This is a genomic window from Psychromonas sp. (assembly GCF_983033635.1).
The window spans coordinates 1-4,231 of record NZ_CEZLMY010000112.1 but is presented as its reverse complement, the minus strand read 5'-3'; the positions used below and the strand labels follow the sequence as shown (position 1 = coordinate 4,231).

The window sequence follows — 4,231 nt, the reverse complement described above, 5'->3', positions numbered from 1 at the left end:
GGATCTCGTTGTTCGATTGCAGTGACAGCAGCTTGTACAAATCCTCTAAACAGGCTGCGGATACTCTCGATAAGTCGTCGGTTTTCAATGGCAATGGCAGATTGACTGGCCAGCGCCCGCAACAGATGGCAGACACTATCATCAAACGGGACCACATTTTCACGGGTGATTACATGAGAGCTGAGGCGGATATCCGGCTGGCGGGTTCTATTGATAAATTGTAATACGCCAATAACCTCTCCCCGGTGGTTTTGTATCGGCAGTGCCAGCAGTGATCTGCAGCGGTAACCTGTGGCATCGTCGAAGATGCGGTTGAACTGGTAGGGGGCATGCTCCAGTTTGTAGACATCATCAATATTTAGCTCGCAGCCATGGGTTGCCACATAACCTGAGATGCTACTGTCATTGAGGGGAAAACGCTGCTCCTCAAAGCGAAAATCGATGGAGGCATTTTGAGTTAATTTAAGTACAAGCTGGCCTTTTTTACTGTCTTTGTTATCAAGCAGAAACAGGGACGCGGCGTCACAGCAAGCCAGTTTTCGTCCCTCGTTGAGGATCCTAATCAACAGAGCTGCCAGGCTTTTTTCTGCCGAAAGTGCGATGCCGATATCCGTCAGTCTCTTCAAGCTGATTGATTTGTCTGACAGCAGTTGTGTTAGTTGCTCCTGCTGCCTGCATTGAATATATTGCTGTAGCGCGGATTCGATATGTTTCAGGGTTACCCTCTTTTTAAACCCTTTGGGCACATAGAGATCGGCTTCAATATTTAGCTGCTCTTCGGCAATAACTAGTAGTGACTCGGGCTTGTGCCAGCCGCTCGTTGATCCCTGAGTCAATTCCTCCAGCAACTGTTGATCAAGGATCAGCAGGGCAGGGGAAAGCTGCTGCAACTCCTGTTCACTGCTGATCTGAATACAGCTCAGCTGCTTATTAAGGTATTTTTGAATACCAGAGGCTGAAAATGCAGCACCGTGCGCTATAACCAGTTGCTGATGCAAGTATGTATCGTCAGTGAGATTCATAATTGTTTCCTTATTCCACGTTATTAGAATAGTTCAGCTTTAGTAAAGGGGAGCTGTTTTGCTCATTGAATTTAAATATTTATGCTATCTGGCGCGGGGAAACAGAAGTACAGGGATAAATAAAGATAATCGCGAAAGAGATTACTTTATTTAATGAGGAGGAAGATAATTAATGATAAAAATGGTGGGTATATAAATGCAGATGCTCGTATTCCCCATCTAAACAATGCCCGTTGTCGTAAATAAACTATACTTTTGAGTATAGCGGCAAATTGGTGAATGTAATGATGGATAAGCAACCGGTCGAGTTTTTTCCCACCCGCTTTTGGCATAAAGAGCATGAGGGAGATCAAAAGAAGGGGGAGTTGGTCACTTGTGACGTGTGTCCCCATCATTGTCATTTACGAGAAGGCAAACGCGGCATATGTTACGTGCGAATGAACCATCAGGGTGAAATCGTGCTGACCAGCTATGGTCGCTCTTCGGGTTTTTGTATCGATCCGATTGAGAAAAAACCGCTCAACCACTTCTACCCCGGTTCGCGGGTGATGTCATTTGGCACTGCCGGTTGCAACCTCTCCTGCAAATTCTGCCAAAACTGGGAGATCAGTAAATCACGTGAGGTCGATACCCTTTGCGATACCGCCATGCCGGAGCAACTGGCCCTGGCAGCCAAAAGACAGGGCTGTAAAAGTCTGGCCTATACTTATAACGATCCGGTGATCTTTATGGAGTATGCCATCGATGTTGCCTTGGCCGCCAAGGCATTGGGACTAAAGAGTGTCGCAGTGAGTGCCGGTTTCATGTGTGATGAACCCAGGGTTGAATTTTATCGCCATATGGATGCCGCCAATATTGATTTAAAAGGCTTTACCGAGGAGTTTTATCATAAAATATGCCACGGCCACTTGCAGCCTGTATTGGATACTTTGCTGTATCTTAAACATCAGACCTCAGTGTGGTTTGAAATAACCACTTTATTGATTCCCGATGAAAATGACAGCGATCAGGAATTACACCAAATGTGTCAATGGATAGCTGAAAACCTCGGCCTGGATGTGCCGCTGCATTTCAGCGCCTTTCACCCGGATTTCAAGATGATGGATAAGAAGTGCACGCCGCTGGCGACTCTGTTGCGGGCAAGAAAGATTGCCCTGAGCTACGGTCTGCATCATGTGTATTGCGGCAATGTACATAATACCGAGTCAGACAGCACTTTTTGCCCCAATTGTCGGCATCTGCTAATTGAAAGGGACTGGTATCAGCTGGGGAAATATCATCTGGATGAGCATGGGCATTGTTTGAATTGCGGGCAGCCATTAGCCGGACGGTTTGCCGGGCCGAAGGAGAATTTTGGACGGCGGCGGATCCCGGTCAGACTGGGTTGATGGCATTGCTTAGATACTGTGCCGGGCTTGTCATCAGTCATATCACTACCGTAGAAATTGAGATCTACGTAATTTGATAAAATAACCTTTACAAGTTCAAGCTAACACCATGAATCATATGGACTTTTAAAAACTCATAAGTCATCAATTAAAAAATTAACTATCTAAGTCGGTTAGGAGCGTTTGCGAGTTAGCTTTCTAGGTCGGGGCAGATAGCGTGGGGATTTTTGACCAACGCTAAACCGATCACAGTGATGATGTTCGATTTGCCTGAAACCGAGCATTACGAAAGTTGATATCTGAACAACGTTGAGATATTAGCTTGTTAGAGTGACGGACTGATCTTCAGTACAAGCAATAACTTGGAGCTTCCCGCACTTGCTAAAGGTTTCAATGTCAAAGCTGGCTGCACCAATCAAAGGCCAAAACCCTTGCTCAGTAATTCATACTATTGGTAGGCATGCACTCATTGTGTACGAATAATTTCCTGGAACATTACGATGTTTGACATGATTTTTTATATAACCTATACCTCATAAAGACTGCTGATAAAGTTTGTTTAATCATTACGTCATTCATGAGTGCTTCAATGGAAAATCCAGGGCGTTCAAGATGGAGATATTCCTAAAGATTTATTCATTAATTGAAAGGGGCTCTCATGTTACTTATTGGTAATTGTAAGAAAATATTAACTGTTTTTCTGCTAACCATTTTTTGGGGCAGTGCGAATGCGCAGGGCTTAAATAATATTGAAATGCTGACGGAAGCATACCCTCCCTATAATTTTAATGAGGGGGGATTACTCAAGGGAATTGCAGTGGATCTGTTAGTCGCCGCATCTCATAAAATGGATATGCCTATTAAACGCGGAAAAATAAAACTTCAGCCTTGGGCTCGGGCGTACCGTAAAGCGCTGGCTGGTCCTAACATCGCTCTTTTTGCAATGACTCGTACCGAAGCGCGTGAAAACAAATTCAAGTGGGTCGGTCCTATTGCAAAAACGCGGATTGTAATTTTGGCTAAAAAAAGCAGCGGAATAAAAATATCATCATCAGAAAACCTTCATAACTATGAGATAGGGGTTATTAGAGATGATATCGGCGAGCAGTTAATTCGGGCTTTGGGAGTGCCGGATAACAAAATACAAAAGGGAGCTAGTGCTAATTCTTTAGTTAAAAAACTTAATGTCGACCGTATACAGCTTTGGGCATATGAAGAAAATGTGGCACGCTGGTTTATAAAAACGAACGATCTTGATAATGAAAATTTTGTTGTTGTGCATGTTTTAAAAGAAGCCGAGTTATATTACGCATTTAGTAAAGATGTTAATGATCTGCTTATTGATAGTCTGCAGAAGGGAATAGATCAAGTGAAGTCGGCACAGGGTAAAATAGGTAAATCGCTTTATGAAGATATTTTGAGTAACTACCTGTAGGCTGATTTTTATGATCCGTTGAGCCTTGAGTATCGTTGTTCATAAATTAGTATCGGCAGATTAAAAATTTAAGCACTGTAGCTTTACATCCGCTATTTTGCCGGAACGTTCTAATTTATTTACTTCTCATTTAAAAAATAGTTTTAATTCAAGTGCTTACTTGTAGTGTTTGGATATCATAAGATGAAATGATTCGAGAGGATTGGTTGTAATGGGAGCAAAAAACAAATCCTCATTTTTAATAAGCCCTGTATTCAGCCCCGTTTCCTATCCAACCAAGATCTCATAACTAGCAAAATAAATATCACAGCGGAGGAGTAAAACCAATTAGCTTAATATTGTGTTCTATTTTCAGAAGTTTGGCGAATTGAATGCCAGTTCAGGTT

Annotated in this window: 3 protein-coding genes; 2 read left to right on the top strand and 1 reads right to left on the bottom strand. The window is 42.9% G+C overall.

The window, feature by feature from the left end; translation table 11 throughout:
• Window positions 1-1,022: GAF domain-containing protein (locus AC4GME_RS13260; protein ID WP_490379557.1), on the bottom strand; the 1,022-nt coding region annotated here is incomplete at its 3' end.
• 287 nt (window positions 1,023-1,309) lie between these two features.
• On the opposite strand from AC4GME_RS13260, the gene amrS reads away from it, so the two are divergent.
• Together amrS and AC4GME_RS13250 are read left to right on the top strand one after the other, a co-directional pair.
• On the top strand, window positions 1,310-2,410 hold the full coding sequence (gene amrS / locus AC4GME_RS13255; RefSeq protein ID WP_490376520.1) for an AmmeMemoRadiSam system radical SAM enzyme: 1,101 nt from the start codon (window positions 1,310-1,312) through the stop codon (window positions 2,408-2,410).
• 658 nt (window positions 2,411-3,068) lie between these two features.
• On the top strand, window positions 3,069-3,845 hold the full coding sequence (locus AC4GME_RS13250) for a substrate-binding periplasmic protein (protein ID WP_490376511.1): 777 nt from the start codon (window positions 3,069-3,071) through the stop codon (window positions 3,843-3,845).
• Window positions 3,846-4,231: the final 386 nt, after the last annotated feature.

Bases quoted from the DNA above. Each gene is read 5' to 3' on its own strand.
- amrS (WP_490376520.1), top strand. From the start codon at position 1,310: ATGGATAAGCAACCGGTCGAGTTTTTTCCCACCCGCTTTTGGCATAAA.
- AC4GME_RS13250 (WP_490376511.1), top strand. From the start codon at position 3,069: ATGTTACTTATTGGTAATTGTAAGAAAATATTAACTGTTTTTCTGCTA.